Origin of the sequence: Mesorhizobium sp. WSM4306, from assembly GCF_007003975.1 — a bacterium.
Lineage (GTDB): Bacteria > Pseudomonadota > Alphaproteobacteria > Rhizobiales > Rhizobiaceae > Mesorhizobium.
In genome coordinates this window covers 76,771-91,853 of record NZ_VFTC01000025.1, presented here as the reverse complement: position 1 = coordinate 91,853, position 15,083 = coordinate 76,771, and the positions used below count along the sequence as shown (strand labels likewise).

16 protein-coding genes are annotated in these 15,083 nt (G+C 60.6%); 4 read left to right on the top strand and 12 right to left on the bottom strand.

The window, feature by feature from the left end:
* Positions 1-239: 239 nt before the first annotated feature.
* Together FJV77_RS24895 and FJV77_RS24890 are read right to left on the bottom strand one after the other, a co-directional pair.
* On the bottom strand, positions 240-1,262 hold the full coding sequence (locus FJV77_RS24895; RefSeq protein ID WP_142869235.1) for a glycosyltransferase family 1 protein: 1,023 nt from the start codon (positions 1,260-1,262) through the stop codon (positions 240-242).
* Between the two features lie 228 nt (positions 1,263-1,490).
* Positions 1,491-2,906 (bottom strand): ATP-binding protein, encoded by a 1,416-nt coding sequence (locus FJV77_RS24890; RefSeq protein WP_142869234.1) that lies wholly within the window; start codon positions 2,904-2,906, stop codon positions 1,491-1,493.
* 60 nt (positions 2,907-2,966) lie between these two features.
* Here FJV77_RS24890 and FJV77_RS33070 point away from each other — a divergent pair, with 60 nt between their 5' ends.
* Together FJV77_RS33070 and FJV77_RS24880 are read left to right on the top strand one after the other, a co-directional pair.
* The gene (locus FJV77_RS33070) at positions 2,967-3,350 is read left to right on the top strand and encodes a hypothetical protein (protein ID WP_246691378.1); all 384 of its coding nucleotides are present in this window, start codon (positions 2,967-2,969) and stop codon (positions 3,348-3,350) included.
* Positions 3,351-3,481: 131 nt separating this feature from the next.
* On the top strand, positions 3,482-4,021 hold the full coding sequence (locus FJV77_RS24880) for a hypothetical protein (protein WP_142869233.1): 540 nt from the start codon (positions 3,482-3,484) through the stop codon (positions 4,019-4,021).
* Between the two features lie 21 nt (positions 4,022-4,042).
* Here the strand turns inward: FJV77_RS24880 and FJV77_RS24875 are convergent, their stop codons facing one another.
* From FJV77_RS24875 to FJV77_RS24830, 10 genes are all read right to left on the bottom strand, one after another.
* Entirely contained in the window at positions 4,043-4,636 is a 594-nt protein-coding gene (locus tag FJV77_RS24875) for a hypothetical protein (RefSeq protein ID WP_142869232.1), read from the bottom strand.
* Positions 4,633-5,232 (bottom strand): L,D-transpeptidase, encoded by a 600-nt coding sequence (locus FJV77_RS24870; RefSeq protein WP_142869231.1) that lies wholly within the window; start codon positions 5,230-5,232, stop codon positions 4,633-4,635. Before FJV77_RS24870 ends, FJV77_RS24875 begins: the two co-directional genes overlap by 4 nt.
* Entirely contained in the window at positions 5,216-6,379 is a 1,164-nt protein-coding gene (locus tag FJV77_RS24865; protein ID WP_142869230.1) for an AAA family ATPase, read from the bottom strand. The genes FJV77_RS24870 and FJV77_RS24865 overlap by 17 nt, the downstream gene beginning before the upstream one ends.
* Complete coding sequence (locus FJV77_RS24860; protein ID WP_142869229.1) at positions 6,376-7,014, bottom strand: TadE/TadG family type IV pilus assembly protein; 639 nt, start codon at positions 7,012-7,014, stop codon at positions 6,376-6,378. The genes FJV77_RS24865 and FJV77_RS24860 overlap by 4 nt, the downstream gene beginning before the upstream one ends.
* The gene (locus FJV77_RS24855) at positions 7,008-7,496 is read right to left on the bottom strand and encodes a TadE/TadG family type IV pilus assembly protein (protein WP_185970420.1); all 489 of its coding nucleotides are present in this window, start codon (positions 7,494-7,496) and stop codon (positions 7,008-7,010) included. Before FJV77_RS24855 ends, FJV77_RS24860 begins: the two co-directional genes overlap by 7 nt.
* Before the next feature lie 7 nt (positions 7,497-7,503).
* A complete protein-coding gene (locus tag FJV77_RS24850; RefSeq protein ID WP_142869227.1) occupies positions 7,504-9,021 on the bottom strand; it encodes a pilus assembly protein TadG-related protein in 1,518 nt (505 codons plus the stop codon).
* A gap of 69 nt (positions 9,022-9,090) precedes the next feature.
* A complete protein-coding gene (locus tag FJV77_RS24845; protein ID WP_246691377.1) occupies positions 9,091-9,369 on the bottom strand; it encodes a hypothetical protein in 279 nt (92 codons plus the stop codon).
* A gap of 4 nt (positions 9,370-9,373) precedes the next feature.
* Positions 9,374-10,819, bottom strand: a complete 1,446-nt coding sequence (locus FJV77_RS24840) for a type II and III secretion system protein family protein (protein WP_142869225.1) — start codon at positions 10,817-10,819, stop codon at positions 9,374-9,376.
* 53 nt (positions 10,820-10,872) lie between these two features.
* A complete protein-coding gene (cpaB, locus tag FJV77_RS24835) occupies positions 10,873-11,910 on the bottom strand; it encodes a Flp pilus assembly protein CpaB (protein ID WP_142869224.1) in 1,038 nt (345 codons plus the stop codon).
* A gap of 96 nt (positions 11,911-12,006) precedes the next feature.
* Complete coding sequence (locus tag FJV77_RS24830; protein WP_142869223.1) at positions 12,007-12,219, bottom strand: Flp family type IVb pilin; 213 nt, start codon at positions 12,217-12,219, stop codon at positions 12,007-12,009.
* A 503-nt stretch (positions 12,220-12,722) separates the two neighbouring features.
* Here FJV77_RS24830 and FJV77_RS24825 point away from each other — a divergent pair.
* Positions 12,723-14,105, top strand: a complete 1,383-nt coding sequence (locus tag FJV77_RS24825) for a CpaF family protein (RefSeq protein WP_142869222.1) — start codon at positions 12,723-12,725, stop codon at positions 14,103-14,105.
* Positions 14,105-15,076: a type II secretion system F family protein gene (locus FJV77_RS24820; RefSeq protein ID WP_142869221.1), complete on the top strand. Its 972-nt coding sequence runs from the start codon at positions 14,105-14,107 to the stop codon at positions 15,074-15,076. Before FJV77_RS24825 ends, FJV77_RS24820 begins: the two co-directional genes overlap by 1 nt.
* Positions 15,077-15,083: the final 7 nt, after the last annotated feature.

The following is a 15,083-nucleotide window of genomic DNA, read 5'->3' as shown; positions in this document are numbered from 1 at the left end:
CATCCCAACAATTTCACGCGCAAGACTTGTCTAAAAGTATCGGCAAGTTGTCGAAGTTCTGGATTTCCTGAAGGAAACGCATGAGTGGGCGCCATCGAAGAGGTCACACAACTGCCGCCGCTCCGCATCGCCAGGGGCAGACGCCACATACCCAAAAAGTATGCTCCGCCTGGTTATCGGAACCCGCCGTTCCGGCTCGGCCCGGTCTGCATCTCACGGCTTCCTACGCGCCGGCTCCATCACGCCGCCAGCTTGCGCGTCGTTCCGAGCGCTTCCTCGACCGTGTCGAGAAACATTTCCGCGCAGGCTTTCCAGCTGTAACGCATGGCGCGTTCGCGCGCCTCGGCGCGGTCGACGTTTAGCGCGGCGAGCGCGGCCTCGCGCAGATCGTTCGACACCGCGCCGCCAAAGCCGTCGCCGACAATGTCGATCGGTCCGGTCACCGGATAGGCGGCGACTGGTGTGCCGCTGGCCAGCGCCTCGATGATGACGTTGCCGAACGTGTCGGTGCGGCTGGGGAAGACGAAGACATCGGCCGAGGCATAGATCTCCGCCAATTCGTCATTGGGCCGGTGACCGAGGAAATGCGCCTGCGGATATCGTGCCTTCAGCTTGGCAAGCTCCGGTCCCTCGCCGACGATCACCTTGCTGCCGGGCAGGTCGAGGTCGAGGAAGGCGGAGAGGTTCTTCTCGATGGCGACACGACCGACGCACAGGAACACCGGGCCGGGAAAGCCGAGGTCCTTCTTCTTGTCCGGGCGGAAATGGTCGGTGTCGACGCCGCGCGTCCATGGCCTGAGCTTGTTGAAGCCGCGCGCGGCAAGATCGTCGGCCAGCGACTGGGTGGCCACCAGCGTGCCTTGTCCCGAATTGTGGAAATCGCGCAGCCAGCGATAGGCCCAGCTCTCCGGCACCGGCAGGCGAGCGCTGAGATATTCGGGAAAGCGGGTGTGATAGCTGGTGGTGAAAGGACGGCCGGCGTTGCGGCAATAGCGCCGCGCCATGATGCCGAGCGGTCCCTCGGTGACGATGTGGATGTGGTCGGCCTTGCGCTGATCGATCAGCCGCGCGACATGGCCGGGCGTCGTCAGCGCCAGCCTGATGTCGGGGTAGGTCGGCAAGGGCAAGGTGCGAAAAATGTTCGGGGTCAGGAAGTCGACCGCAACGTCGAAGGATTTCAGCGTTTCGGTGAGCCGCTCCAGCGTGTGGACGACGCCGTTGACTTGTGGGCGCCAGGCGTCGGTGACCATCAGGATGCGCATGGCGGTCCTTTGCTCGGATCGTCGGTTGCCTTGATGCGATGGCGGAACGGCACCCACGCGGCTGCCCTCGCTTCGCTCCAGCGTACCCGGGCAGGCACGAGGTCGAAGTGAGGCGGCTGAGCCGAATCAACTGAGGTCGCGCGCTTCATGCGCGCTCTTGACCATGATTTCATGACGGGCGGATGAAGGTGGCTTATGGCCGAGGCGCCTTCCGGGATCCGGCTCTGATCAGGCAGGCACCTTGATCACCACCCGCAGGCCGCCAAGCGGGCTGTCGTCCAGCATGATGTCGCCGCCATGGCTGCGGGCAATGTCGCGGGCGATGGAGAGCCCAAGGCCGGTGCCGCTGGCGTCGAGGTTGCGCGCCTCGTCGAGCCGCACGAACGGCTTGAACACGTCCTCGCGCTTTTCCAGCGGAATGCCCGGACCGTCATCATCTATGGTGACGACCAGCGAGCCGCGGCCGTGATCGGCGCTGATCTCCACCGTCTTGGCATAGCGCAAGGCATTGCCGGCGACGTTGGACAACAGCCGGGCGAAAGCGTGCGGGCGCACATGCACGTCCGGATCGCCGGCGAGCACGGTCGACAGCTTGCGCTTGTGCAGCGACGCCTCCTCGCCGAGCTTCTGGAAATAGGCCTCAAGATCGAAATGGCCGGCATCTTCCGACGCTTCGCCGCGGGCAAAGGCGATATAGCCTTCCAGCATCGACTGCATGTCGTCGATGTCCTGGTTGAGCGCGGCCTTGGTCTCGGGCTTGCCGCCGGCCAGCGCCAGCTGCAGCTTGAAACGGGTGAGGATGGTCCTGAGATCGTGGCTGACGCCGGTCAGCATGGCGGTGCGCTGTTCCAGCTGGCGTTCAATGCGCTCGCGCATCTGGATGAAGGCAAAGCCGGCGCGGCGAACCTCCTCGGCGCCGCGCGGGCGGAAATCGCGCGGCATCGGCCGGCCCTTGCCGAAGCTTTCGGCGGCCTCGGCCAGCATCAGGATCGGCCGGATCTGGTTGCGCAGGAAGGGGATGGCGATCGTCAAAAGCACCAGCGAGGTGCCGACCATCCAGATCAGGAAGATGTGGGTGTTGGAAGCATAGGCCTGGCTGCGGCGCACGAAGACGCGCAGCACCTTGCCTTCAAGCTGGATGCGCACCTCGATGATGTTGGAATTGCCGACGGTGTCGATCCAGAACGGGCGGTTGATCTGGCGGGTGATCTCGGTGGAAAGGACGTCGTCCAGGATCGAGAAGAAGGGCTTGGGACCTGGCGCCGGCAGCGGGTCGGGCGGCAAGAGGTCGACCTTCAGCTGCATGCGGTCCTGCGCGATGCGGATGATGTTGGCGTAGTCGCCGTCGTGCGGATAGGTCTCGATCATGTCGATGATGGCGGCGATGTCGCGCACGGTGGCCTGCGACAGGCGCTGCGTCACGGTTGCCCAGTGGCGTTCCATGAAGTCAAAGGCGACGACCGATTGTAGAAGGATCATCGGCGCGATGACGATGATGAGCGAGCGGGCATAGAGCCGCTTCGGCATATAGAGCGCGACCAGGCGCCAGAACCGGTTCCAGGCGCGCGGCATGGCTTTCAGCGCGCGTAATATGCGCGTGCCGAAGCCGCCTTGTTCCGGCCGTTCCAGTTGCGTGGTCGCCATGTGTCCTTCCGCTGGTCGCTCGTCGATGGCACTCGTCTATGGCCAAACGGCGACCATCGGGTGGCATTCTATTCCACGCCGAGCCGTTCTGGAACAGCCGTGGCATGGCGGCCGATGACCAGCACGCACGTGGTCGCAAGAAACGTGATCAGGCGTTCACCGGCGCGTTGCGTTGGAACCACTTCGTGGACTGGGCGTTTCGAGCGGATGATCAGACGATTTGCTTACGCCCTTATCTTCGTCCAGGTGTCCATGGCGACTGCATTGGCTACACAGGTATTCCTGTCGACGACCGAGCAAGCCCTTAAATCAGAACGCTGGCTTGCGCTGGCGCCGAGCGAAGACGAGGGATGCGCCAAGGCGATGTGGCCCAATATTCCGGAACGATGTCTGCAACGAGTCGAGCCGAAGGTGGTGACACTCGTGCTCAGCCAAAACAACTGATGGCGAATGGCTCTTTCTGACATGCAGGCTGCCATTCGCAACTGGCTGCGCTGCCGCGGGACCGCCAACGCTCCGTTAAGCCTCGCTCAATCTATGCAATCTATCTTGAATGTCAGATTGTCGAGGGTGACATGAAGCGCAAATCGATAATGCTCTTTGCATTCCCAGCTCTGATCCTGCTGATTTTGGCAGGGGAGCGCATGGCGGCCTTCTTGCTGGGGGCTTATCCGGCCAGTCCCACAATGTGGCGGATCTGGCTTGAACTAAGGCCGCTGTCGACGATGTTCTGGCAACAGATCGATGTCTATCTGGGATCGTCGATGGTGGTTGATGCCTCCATCCTGGCCGCCGCGTCGATCGTTTGCTGGACGGCGTGCCGCACAAGAAAGTCGGCGGCCTTCTTCTTCCTTGCAAACCACGTCGCCCTGATTTTCGCCGGTTTGATGATCGCCGCCACCAGTCATTCCGAAACAGCGAGCACGATCGCCGCGTTCACGGTCCCCGGGGGCCTACCATTCTCGCTAATGGTCGATTTCACCTTGAAGAACAGCCTCGTGCTGCTTCTGGGTCTGACAGCATGCGCCTACTGTCATGTTGCCTTCCTAAGCGAAAGCCGCCAGCGGTCCGAAGCTTTGGCCGCGCGGCTTGTTGCTCTGCAGCGAGAATACTAGGGCAGCTCACGTCTTCCAGCGCTAGTTGATCTTTCGGTAGTAAACCTTGCCGTCGGCCTGTTCTATGCGCTGGTAGTTTGGGCTTGGGGCAGGCGCTGCGTTCGCGATCCTGTTTTTCGGCGGACGCGGCGCATCGACAACGCTGGGCTCGGTCGCGCCTTCAGCATCGAGAACGGCGGGTGCCTCCGCCATGCTGCTGGTCGTGTCGACGGAAGGTTCCGCTGCGCTCGACATGACGTCGTCACGGGCAAGGGGCCGGTTCTGTTCCAGCCGGGCTATGCTCCTGTTGATCTCACCGAAGCTGCTCTGCAGTTGACTGTCGAGTTTTTCAAATCGGCTCTGAAAACCGTTGTTGACCGTGTCCAGCCGGCCCCCGATTCGTTGTTCGAACGTCCCGAGTTGTTCCAGGCGCGCTTCCAAAAAGCGCATATCGCTGATGCCGCGGTAAAGATAAACCGCGGCTATTATGTTCACTAGGGTGAGCACGGACGTGCCGATGATGACCGCGCCGATAATGCTTTTGTCGCTCGGTTTCCCAACGGCAGCCTGCTCTCCAACGCGGGTTGCTGTCCCAATCTCGATTGCCGGCATGTCCGGTTCGCTGATCATCGTCATTGAACCACCACCTTTGCGCCGATCGCGACGCGTTTGAAGAGATCGATCACATCGGTGTTGGTAAGGCGAAAACACCCCGATGTTCCGTCGAAGCCGACCCCTGACGGATCGTTGGTTCCGTGTATCCGATAGAGCGTGTCACGCCCGTCCCGAAGCAGATAGAGCGCCCTGGCGCCGAGTGGATTGTAGGGACCGGCAGGCACCATTTGCGGCAGCTCCGGCTGGCGGGCGCGCATTTCGCGGGGTGGGCGCCATTCCGGCCATTCGGTCTTGGCCCCCACCTTGACGACCCCGGTCCAGCCAAATCCGTCGCGGCCGACGCTGATCTGATAGCGAAGCGCCTGGCCTTGTCGGGTCACCAGATAAAGCGCTTTCTCGCCCTTGCGGATAACGATCGTTCCGGGTTGTTCCGTGGTTTCAAAGACGACAGTCTTGCGCAGGCTGGGGCCCATTGCCGGCAGCGGCGGCCGGTCCGAAAGTGCCGATCGCGCGCTGGCGAAATCCTGGACCGACATCGCCAGCGCCATGCCCATGACGCAGGCCAATCCCGGGACGAGCCGATACCTACCTGGCCGATACCTATTTGGCAGCGTCATCAAGCCGCTCTTTGAACATCCGCTTCAGGTCCTTGTTGAAGCGCGCACGCCCATCCACCTCGGCGGGCAGGATAGCACGGTTCAACGCATCGGCCAGAAGCGCATTGTCCAGCGCGACCGATTTGATGTGCGGCGCCTTGAAGATCTTTTCGAGCTCGCTGCGCGAAAAGTGGTTCCCGAACCATTTGCGCTTGTGCTTGTTGGCGACCAGCGTGATGCTGACAGCATTGCCACGCAACTCACGGATCTTCTTGTAGAGCCGCTTGCCTTGCCGCAGCGAGGCGACGTTGAGTTCGAAGACGATGAAGATCTCATCGCTCGTCGACAGCACGGAATGGTGCCAGGGCGTCTCGATGTTCGGCAGGTCGATGACGATGTCGTCGAACCGGTAGGCGACGAGGTCCAGGAGCCGGAAGACAAAATCACTGCCTTGCGGTTCGAAAGGCAATTGCGGCCTCTCGAAGGAATAGAGTGTCAGCCCGGACGGACGCGAGAGCTTGATGACATCCATCAGCTCGACGTCGAGCCTCTCCGGCTGGCCGATGATGCCGCCGAGGTCGAACTGATTGAACTGGTTGAGATAGGCGCCGCAATTGGCGCTCTGGAAATCGAGATCGACCAGGCAGGTAGAAGCCCCGCGTTCCTTCGATTTCGACGCGAGGTGCTCCGCCGCCGACAGTGCGAGCGTCGTCGCGCCGGCGCCGCCGCTGGCGCTGATGAAGGTGATGATGCGGCTTTTCGTTCCCTGGTTGCCGGTGTCGTGGAAGGTCACGGCGTTCAGCAGTTCCTTGCCGTCGAGCGGCTTGTGCAGCCAGTCGGAAGCGTTCATGCGCACCAGCACGCGCGTCTGCTCCGACGACAGCTCATCGGAGACCGCGATCAGCGGCACGGTTGCCCAAAGGGCGCGCGCTTCGACGATGTCGGGCCTGCCGAGCAACTCGCCATTGCCGAGGTCGAGGATGACGATGCCCGGGCGCGTGTCCACGGGCGGACCTCTAAGGAAGTCGCCGGTCTCGGAAACCCTGACATCGTAGATTGCCAGAGCGTCGAGCCGCGTCGCCACTTCGCGCTTGAAATTCGCATCCGACGAGAACAGCGCCACCTGCTTTCGCTTGGTCGGAGTAACCTTGGTGTTGATGGCGTTCATGGTGATGTCCACGTGCTCTTCATGTCTTCGCCCGTAACCGTGCTCAGCATGGAGGGCATGGTGATGTTTCCGAATCCGAGCAGGCCGGCCAGGAAGAAAAACTGAAACGGATGATTGGTGATGCTGACCGTCACGGTCGGCACTGGCCCACTGGGGCGCGTCCAGTAGCCAAGGCCGGAGGCGGCATATTCGATCCGCACCTGCGATTTCTCAAGCATCGGCAGGTAGTCGTGCATTCCGGCACGGGTGGCCGTGCCGTCATAGATCGCGTCGAACGATGTTTGGCTCGCATTGGAGGCTTGGCACAAGCCTCCTCCGACACTGCAGCAAGCGACGCCTGCTGTGCTTGCTGTGCAGACATAATCATATGTGCCGGGCGGCACGGCGATTCCGACTTTGGTTACATCGCTCTGCGTTAGCGTCTCAGACGGAAGGCCGAGTGCTACAGGGGTAGAAATCTGCGCCAGTCTTGCGCCGGCCTGCACAGCTTTGTTTCCAGAATTCCACTGGTAAAAAGCATAGCCGAAATCGACGAAGCCGAGCAGAAGCGTCAATAGCAATGGCAGGGCGATGGCCATTTCGACCATCGCGGTGCCCGACTGCTCGGCGCAAATCCTTCGGCTTCCCGTCACCATCCGATGACTCGTTCTTGATGGGAGACACTGAGGGAAAGAGCACCAAAGCCTAGATACGACAAGAAGCCGACGTCCTGATAGGAATAGCTCGTACTGACGTTTACGACATCGACCGTGCTCTTGTTGCTAAGATAAAGCTGCGTGCCCGATACGTCGGTCGCAAGCGTGGATGTTGGGGTAATGTCAACTGTCGCTGGAAGCCAGTCAGCCACTCTGGCACTGCCGCCAACGACCGCCCCATTGGCAGCAAGGTTTTGCGCGCGCCCTTTGCAAGTGTCCCAGTCGCTACTGCATCGCGCCATATAGCGGGCCGCATCCTCGACTCCTGCTGCAAGGAGCAGGCGCGTGTTCAGAATGTTGGAGAATTCAAACACACCGGCCGACAGCAGCAATACGAATGGTGCGGTGATCGCGACTTCCACCAAGGCGGCGCCCCTTTCGTCGCCCTGGAACCGCCGGATGATTTTGCCCAACCTGGTCATGTCGACACTACCGATACAACTGGGCTTCGTTGCGGAATGCTTTGTCGACAAGGGTGTTGTTGGCAAACCCTCCATCGACGTCGACGATCTCCAGGCTGATGGGCTTCTCACCAGCCGAAGGGTCCTCGGGGTCTTTGGTATTATCCTGCTTCTGAACCGGAGTGTTCACGAACACGCTTGCATAGCCAGACGGCTTGATCTGGATGTGACCGTTGATCTTGGCTGTATTGGCAAAGCAATCGACGATTGCCATGTTGAGCAGACGGCGATCGGGGTCCGAGGTGGGGTTGTCGCCCTTGTAGCAAGACGGCGTTCCAGTTTCCTTTGTCGGCGCCTGGGACTTGTCCCCGACGAGCCCGTTCGCAATCTCGTATTTATAGACGTCATATCTGGAAGCCGGAGCGGAAGTGGTGCCGGTCGGGTTGGTGGCGCTTGGGACATTTGGATATGCCGTCCCATGATTTATGGTCCAGTAGCTGGTCCAGAAGCTTTGCGCCGTGATCTTGTCCGACATGCCATTCGCTTCGACGTAGTTGGTCCCAGGAGGGAGGGGCAGCGCAGTATTATCCGCGACGGGATCATATTTGCTGCAGCCGGTCTTCTGGCCTTTGCGAACATTGCTCGACGGCCGGTATGCCCAGTCCTTGTTATACTTGCTCAGAGAGCCGCTGTAGAGATCGAACCTGGTATTAAGTCCAGTGTTGACCGCACCCAAGGTGACGCCGGTTTTCGTCGTGATCGCATCTCGATTGTAGCAAGTGCCAGCCGTTCCCATCGCGATGGCATCGCGCAGCGAGGTCAGGCTGTTGTCGAGCAGACCAAAATTACCGGGGCCAGGTTCGCTGCCGGCCTTCAGGATGCGAAATTCGCGACCATACGTATCACCCGATGCGAAAGCTTGCTGGATGGTTTTGCTGGTCAACGGGTCTTTAGTCTCGAACGGGTTGCACATGAATAGCGGGACGGTTTCGCAGATCGACTGAACGAAGCCGGCCACGGCCTGGGGCCGGATGTCCATGGTGTCGTTGCTGCCGATAAAGGCTGCTGGAAAGATCGTTGCGAAGGCGCCAGCACCGTCCGCCAAGCCGGAAGCATTCACCGTCACCAAGGAGAAAGACACGGCTGTGGCGTCGGTGCTCGACCAGTCCTTGCCGTTCGAGTCGACGCCGGCAGCGTCTAACCTGGTGTCGTCGCTGGCGGGAATGCCGGTCAGGTAAGTAATGGTCACGTCAGACCGGGCAAGCGTGTGATCGCCTGCGGTCGAAAACTTGGTTGTCTGTCCGGTCAGGAGGTTGGCCGCCGCCCGCTCGGCTCTGACAATCGACTCCGGCTTGCCATCCAGTTCCGCAGCCGTGGCAAGCGCAAGCGCATCGACGCCCTTCTGAAGATCATTGTGCAGTCCGTAGGCCCGACTCATATCGATGGCCAACAATGCGAAGCCAACCAGCACAGGCAGCATGATTGCGACAAGGATCATCGCTATGCCGCGTTGATCGTTCCAGAACGCCCTAATGGTCCCCAACATGACCTTACTCTCTGCTTCCTTGCACCAGGCCCCTCGCTCACCCGGCGCATCGCGACCGCATCCTTCTGTTCAATTTGCTCCGTTGGTCACCGCCCCGCCGACATTGACCGTGATCGCAGGCGGTGGCGGTGGTGGTGGTGGAAATTTGTAGTTGCGGGCAACAAGCGCAGCCCGCGTGCCGTCGCCTTCGATATGTGTGTTCTTCGCGTTCGGATTGAACGGATCGACCGTCTGCGCCAGCGAATTGAATTTCTGCGTGTCGCCGGCGGCCAGGGTCACCGTGTCGTAGTGGTTCAGATAGTCGGCGGCGCAGCCCGATAGTGCACCGGCGCACAGAATGAGGATCAAGGCGCTATTTCTTGACATAGAGCATCTTGTCCTTCGATTTGAAGTCCAGCATGTGGCCATAGGGGCCGGTGACGCCGTCGCCCGTTTCATATTTGCGGATCATGTCCTTGTTCACCTCGAGCTGACCGAGCACGAAGAACTCCGGATCGTTGGCCGGCCGCGTCTTGTCGAACGGCGTCGCCAGCTGTTCGCCGGGCTTAACCGGCCGCACCACGTGCGGCGTCACGATGACCACAAGTTCGGTCTCTTCCTTCTGGTTGCTCGAATTGCGGAACAGCGTGCCGATGACCGGCACCTGGCCGAGCCATGGCACCTGTTCCTGCAGCTTGGTGGTCTTGCTGGACAGCAGCCCTCCGACCGCGAAGCTCTGGCCATCGCGCAGTTCGACGACGGTATCAAGCTTGCGGTTGGTGAAGATCGGGTCGCCGGCGGTCGTGAAGCCGGTCAGGTCACTCACCTCCGGCGCCAGCTTCATATGGATCTTGCCGTCGTCGAGTACGACCGGCGTGAACAGCAGATTAACGCCGAATTGCTTGTACGTGATGGTTACCTCGCCATCGGTGCCGATGACACGGATGGGCACTTCGCCGCCGGCGTTGAAGCTGGCCGGCTCGCCGGACAGCGTGGTGAGATTGGGTTCAGCCAGCGTGCGCACCACCCCCTTGGCCTCGAGTGCTTCGATAATCAGGTCGACCTTGATGTTGCTGTCGATAACCCGGGTGATCAAAGCCGCAAATGGATTGCTGCCCGACAAGAGGCCGCTGAGCAGGCCGCCCGGGCCGAGCTCTTCTCCGTCCTTGTCGACTGTAGCAATGCCTGTTCCAACACGGGTTGTGCCGCTGCTGTTCTTGCTCTTGATCGACACGCCGAGATCGCGGCCGGCGTTGCGCTTGGCCTCCAGCACGCGGACCTCGAGATTCACCTGCTGGCTGTCGTCGACGATGACGGAATTTATGATGGCGTCGGGGCCATACTGCTGTACCACCTCAAGGATCGACGCCAGCGTGGCGCCATCCTTGACGTGGCCGCCAAGCCTGACCTTGCCGTTGATCGAACCGATCTCGATGCGCGCCCTGGGCGCCACCTGGCGGATCGCCTGCGCCATGTCACTGACGTCGACGCCGACTTCGATCTGGATGACGCCGAGCGAGCGCTTTTCCGGGGAGAAGAGATTGACCGTGGTGGTGCCGGCGCTCTTACCGATGACATAGAGCGTCCGGTCAGTCATCGGCTGGGCATCGGCGATCTTCTCGTCGCCGACAACGATATCGCCGAGATTGGCGCTCACCTGGAGCGTCACCGACTGTGACATCGGCAGGAAGACGCGATGGACGCTCGGGTTCGATACGTCGATGAAGCGGTCGGCTGCTTCAGCCCCAAGGCTCGACGTCAGCAGCGCAGCCAAACAGAACAGCGCGGCCGCCGCTACCCTCATCCAAAACCCCTGCATCCCCATCTCCCAAACCGCTGCCAGAGGCAGCCCTCGCTTCGCCGCGCGTCCTTTTATGGTTGTCGCGGCACGTCATATGATTCGAGCTTCACGCCGCGAAACACGCCCACTGTAACATTCTTCGGCGGTGCCGGCTCCAAATACTTGATAACTTCCTTTACGACTTCGTTCGATGCGGGTGCCGTCACCACGGCCGGAACCGGCTTGACCTTGCTCAACTGGTCGAGCTGGTTTCCCACCCTGTCCACGGCCTTTTCCAATCCGGCGATCTTGTCAGCCGCGCGCTGGCGTTCGGCGGCGGCTGCAGCGTCGGCTGCGGCCTGCTTGTCCAGTTCGGCCTGCCTCTTTGCGACATCGTCCGGCGTGTCGCCGGTCAGGTCGGACAGCGTGACACGTTCGGTCGTCTCGCCCTTGTTGGCGGCGGCTTGGCGCAGTGCAAGAGACAACTGCCCCGCGCCGGCGGCGAGCGTCAGTTTCTGCGCGTCCTTTGTGCTGGCTTCGAGCGTCACCGACTTGACCACCGTCGGGTTGTCCTTGTTCACGTCAGCGACCTGGTCGACGGCAAGCACTTTCATGCTCTGCAGCAGAACGTCGACAAAACTCTTGTCGGCACCGTCATCGCCGCGCACCGTGCGCGTCAGCAGCACATCAACCCGGTCACCCGGGAAGACGAAGCCGGCGACTCCGAGCACGTCGTTAACCCTGATGGATACGGCCTTCATGCCTTCGCCAAGGACGGCCGAAAGCGTGGCGCGCTGGCCTGGACCGGTGATCTTGGTGGCGAGGATCGGCTCGTTGGTGCTGATCGCCTGCAGTGCCTGCCTTGCGCCGCTGCCGGCCAAGGCTTCCTTGGTCGTCTTGAACGCGCCAGCCGGGACTGCGCCCGCGGGCCAGGCTATCTCATGCAACTTGTCGGCGCTCAATGTGTCGCCGAACTTCAGTGGTAGTGCCGCGACAACGATCGTATTGCCTGTGCCGTTCGATTGAGCCAAGGCAGTACGCTGGCCTGCTAGCCAGATGTTGATCAGCACAACCGCCAGCACTCCGAAGACGCCGGCGAGGACTATCATAATAAGCGTGTTGGCGCGCATAACCCCAAGCCCCAAGCCAATAGAGCGGGAATTCGCCCGCCACGACTGAATTCAGGCCCGGGTTTGGACAACCCGGGCCTGATGCCGATCAAACGATCAGGAACCGCTGCCGCTGGCGCAAGATCCGATACCGGAATCGTCCATGGCGGTGCAAAGGCCGGTGAAGCGGCCCGTAACCCACCCGCCGATACCGATGATGAAGCCGATAGAGGCGACTGCGATGATGCCGATCAGGATAGAATATTCGACCATAGCAGCGCCGTTTTCATCGTCGCGGAACTGCCGGGTCATCGTCATGAGCTTTTTCATGTCAATTTCTCCCTCTGGAGGTTTCAACCCGACGAGACAGAGCCAAGGATGAACCCCATACCCAAGCATCCCCCGTCACCTCAATCCTAGGTCGCGCCAAAAAGGAGAGTCAAACGGATTAACAGTTCCTTAACCTTCGAATACCTGATCAGAAGCCACTTAAATTTCGACAAGAGCTTGATTCGTTTAATTTTTCAAGCCGTCTTAACCATTCATTCACAATTCCGCCACGGTGCGGCGGCGGGGCAAATGAATTAGCTGTCCTGCATATTCGTTTATATCTAATGGGTTAGAGATGGCTTCCGGAGGTGCACGGCTTGTTGCGCGCCGAAAGGTTCCGTGAGGTTCGGCGAACGGACGCTTTGAGGAAAGATGAAGCGTCTTTTTCCGAAAGGCGTTTTTAACTATGTTGTAAGTATCGGTCGCCTTGACCTTGTTCGGCGCTTGTGCCCCTCGTGGTTAACGCTTAGTTTCAGCCTGGGGATTTTAGAGGGCTGGGCAAAATGTTGGGCCGCTTCATCAAGGGACCGAGTGAGCCGCAGGCGCCGCAGCAGCCTGCGACGCTCCCGGCAAGCGTTTTGGCACCAGCCCCGCCGCCTGAAGTCGAACCGCACGGCAACGATTTTCTGACGCTCAAGGTCGAACTGCATCGACACCTTATCGACAGGTTCAATCTGTCGGCTCTTGAAACAGCGTCCAAGGACCAGATCCTCAACGAGATCCGCCCGATCGTGCGCGAGTTCGTTCGCATTCGTGCCGTGCCGTTAAACGCCCGCGAGCTCGACCAGCTGACCAGCGACACCGCTGACGAGATGCTGGGCCTCGGGCCGATCGAACCGCTGCTCAAGGACGATTCCATCACCGACATCCTCATCAACACGCACGAGCGCGTGTTCATCGAGCGACGCGGCGTGATAGAGGAGACTGCGATCCGTTTCCGCGACGAGGCGCATCTGTTGCGGGTCATCAACAAGATCGTCTCGGCTATCGGTCGGCGCGTCGATGAATCGGCGCCTATGGTCGATGCTCGCCTGGCAGACGGCTCGCGCGTGAACATCGCGGTGCGACCGATTTCTGTAGACGGCCCGCTGGTGTCGATCCGCAAATTCTCCAAGAATCCCTATTCGCTCGAGCGCCTGATGGCGTTCAATTCGATTCGCCCGCCAATGATCGAGCTGCTGCGGATCGCCGTCCAGGCACGCAAGTCGATCCTGGTTTCGGGCGGCACAGGTAGCGGCAAGACGACCTTGCTCAACGCGCTGTCAAGCTACATCCCCGCCAAGGAGCGCCTGATCACCATCGAGGACGCGGCGGAACTGCAACTGCAGCAGCCGCATGTCGGCCGTCTGGAGACGCGGCCACCGAATGTCGAGGGCAGAGGCGAAGTTCGTCAACGCGAACTGCTGAAGAACGCGCTTCGCATGCGGCCGGACCGCATCATCGTCGGCGAGGTTCGCGGCGAGGAGGCCTTTGACATGCTGCAGGCCATGAACACCGGCCATGAGGGGTCGATGACGACTATCCATGCCAACACGCCTCGCGACGCTATTTCTCGTCTGGAGCAGATGGTCGGCATGGCCGGCATGCCAATGACGCACGAATCCATCCGGGCGCAGATTGCTTCAGCCATCGACATCATCGTGCAGACGCAGCGGCTCGCCGATGGCGGCAGGCGCGTAACGTCGATTTCCGAGATTACCGGCATGGAAGGCAATGTCGTCCAGCTGCAGGAAATCTATAACTTCGTGAGGCGCGATGTAGCCGCGGATGGAATGATCATCGGGGATTTTCGCGCCACCGGTGTCCGTCCGCGCTTCGCGCCAGAGGCCGCAACGCTGGGGCTCCATTTCGCCAAGGATGCCTTCAACCCGCAGGTCGCCCTCTGATGCTTACCGGACAATCGCTCCTTTATTTCATCTACATGCTCGCGGCAGCTTCGGTGATCCTTGCCGGCGAAGCCCTTTACCTTTCTCTGGCCGGTCGCCGCTCCCGCATAGTGGCAGTGAACCATCGGCTGCGCCGTCTCGCTGATGAAGCGCCCGCGGAAAAAACCCTGCAAGGGTTGCTGCGAGAACGCGGCCTGACCGATTCAGGAGATTTTGTCTTCGGCTTTGTCTCGCTGAACAGGCTTTATACCCAGTCCGGCATCACCGGAAACCCGATGACCTTCGCAGCGTCGTTTTTTCTGGCCGGCCTGGCGTCGGCTTTGCTGCTCTGGCTTTTCCTGCACGTAGCGGCGCCGGCAGCCTTCATCATCTTTCTTGTGGTGGGCTTTGCCTTGCCTGTGCTTGTTTTGCGCCGGGCACGTAACAGCCGGATCAAGAAATTCGCCAAGCAATTGCCCGATGCACTGGACATGATCGTTCGTTCATTGCGCGCAGGGCATCCTGCGTCAGTTGCGATAGGTCTCGTCGCCCGCGAGATACCTGATCCGCTTGGCACGGAATTCGGCATCGTCGCCGACGAGATTACTTTCGGACTCAGCATGGAGCAGGCCGTGCGGAAATTAACGCAACGGGTCGGCTTCGAGGGACTCAATTTGCTATCGGTGTCCCTTTCCATTCAGGCGAGGACCGGCGGCAATCTCACCGAAATCCTGGCGAATCTCTCAACCGTGCTGCGGGAACGCCAGAAACTGCGGTTGAAGATCAGGGCGTTGTCGGCCGAAGGCCGGGCCTCGGCCTGGATCATTTCCTTGTTTCCGCTCGTCATGTTTGGGGCGCTCTGGCTGATCGCGCCCGGCTACTACGGCAAGGTCTGGAGCAGTCCTCTCATTACGCCTGCTTTCGTGATCTGTGGAAGCTGGGCCCTGTTGGGAGACTTCATCATGTATCGGATGGTAAATTTCGATTTCTGACAGGAGC

What these genes read in the sequence shown, in the direction of transcription:
- FJV77_RS24895 (WP_142869235.1), bottom strand. Translation starts at nt 1,262, where the DNA reads ATGCGCATCCTGATGGTCACCGACGCCTGGCGCCCACAAGTCAACGGC.
- FJV77_RS24890 (WP_142869234.1), bottom strand. Translation starts at nt 2,906, where the DNA reads ATGGCGACCACGCAACTGGAACGGCCGGAACAAGGCGGCTTCGGCACG.
- FJV77_RS24880 (WP_142869233.1), top strand. Translation starts at nt 3,482, where the DNA reads ATGAAGCGCAAATCGATAATGCTCTTTGCATTCCCAGCTCTGATCCTG.
- FJV77_RS24875 (WP_142869232.1), bottom strand. Translation starts at nt 4,636, where the DNA reads ATGACGATGATCAGCGAACCGGACATGCCGGCAATCGAGATTGGGACA.
- FJV77_RS24870 (WP_142869231.1), bottom strand. Translation starts at nt 5,232, where the DNA reads ATGACGCTGCCAAATAGGTATCGGCCAGGTAGGTATCGGCTCGTCCCG.
- FJV77_RS24865 (WP_142869230.1), bottom strand. Translation starts at nt 6,379, where the DNA reads ATGAACGCCATCAACACCAAGGTTACTCCGACCAAGCGAAAGCAGGTG.
- FJV77_RS24860 (WP_142869229.1), bottom strand. Translation starts at nt 7,014, where the DNA reads ATGGTGACGGGAAGCCGAAGGATTTGCGCCGAGCAGTCGGGCACCGCG.
- FJV77_RS24855 (WP_185970420.1), bottom strand. Translation starts at nt 7,496, where the DNA reads ATGACCAGGTTGGGCAAAATCATCCGGCGGTTCCAGGGCGACGAAAGG.
- FJV77_RS24850 (WP_142869227.1), bottom strand. Translation starts at nt 9,021, where the DNA reads ATGTTGGGGACCATTAGGGCGTTCTGGAACGATCAACGCGGCATAGCG.
- FJV77_RS24840 (WP_142869225.1), bottom strand. Translation starts at nt 10,819, where the DNA reads ATGCAGGGGTTTTGGATGAGGGTAGCGGCGGCCGCGCTGTTCTGTTTG.
- cpaB (WP_142869224.1), bottom strand. Translation starts at nt 11,910, where the DNA reads ATGCGCGCCAACACGCTTATTATGATAGTCCTCGCCGGCGTCTTCGGA.
- FJV77_RS24830 (WP_142869223.1), bottom strand. Translation starts at nt 12,219, where the DNA reads ATGAAAAAGCTCATGACGATGACCCGGCAGTTCCGCGACGATGAAAAC.
- FJV77_RS24825 (WP_142869222.1), top strand. Translation starts at nt 12,723, where the DNA reads ATGTTGGGCCGCTTCATCAAGGGACCGAGTGAGCCGCAGGCGCCGCAG.
- FJV77_RS24820 (WP_142869221.1), top strand. Translation starts at nt 14,105, where the DNA reads ATGCTTACCGGACAATCGCTCCTTTATTTCATCTACATGCTCGCGGCA.